A 261-nucleotide genomic window follows, 5' to 3' on the forward strand; every position below is an offset into this window, starting at 1 on the left:
TCTGGATGATCTGCTTGCACGTGGTGCCACGTACGATGGAGTCATCCACCAGCATCACGTTCTTGCCACGAAATTCCAGCTCGATGGCATTGAGCTTCTGGCGCACCGACTTCTTGCGCGCAGCCTGGCCCGGCATGATGAAAGTACGGCCGATGTAGCGGTTCTTGACGAAACCTTCGCGGAACTTGACGCCCAAGTGGTTGGCCAGTTCCAGCGCAGCGGTGCGGCTGGTGTCCGGGATGGGGATAACCACATCGATGT

The 261-nt window shown here is 58.2% G+C and carries 1 pseudogene; it reads right to left on the reverse strand.

What is annotated here, in order from left to right:
- Positions 1-261: pseudogene (locus AC0L3B_RS39735) on the reverse strand (amidophosphoribosyltransferase); the annotation flags it as partial.

Source organism: Bradyrhizobium sp. Kon56 (genome assembly GCF_055807635.1).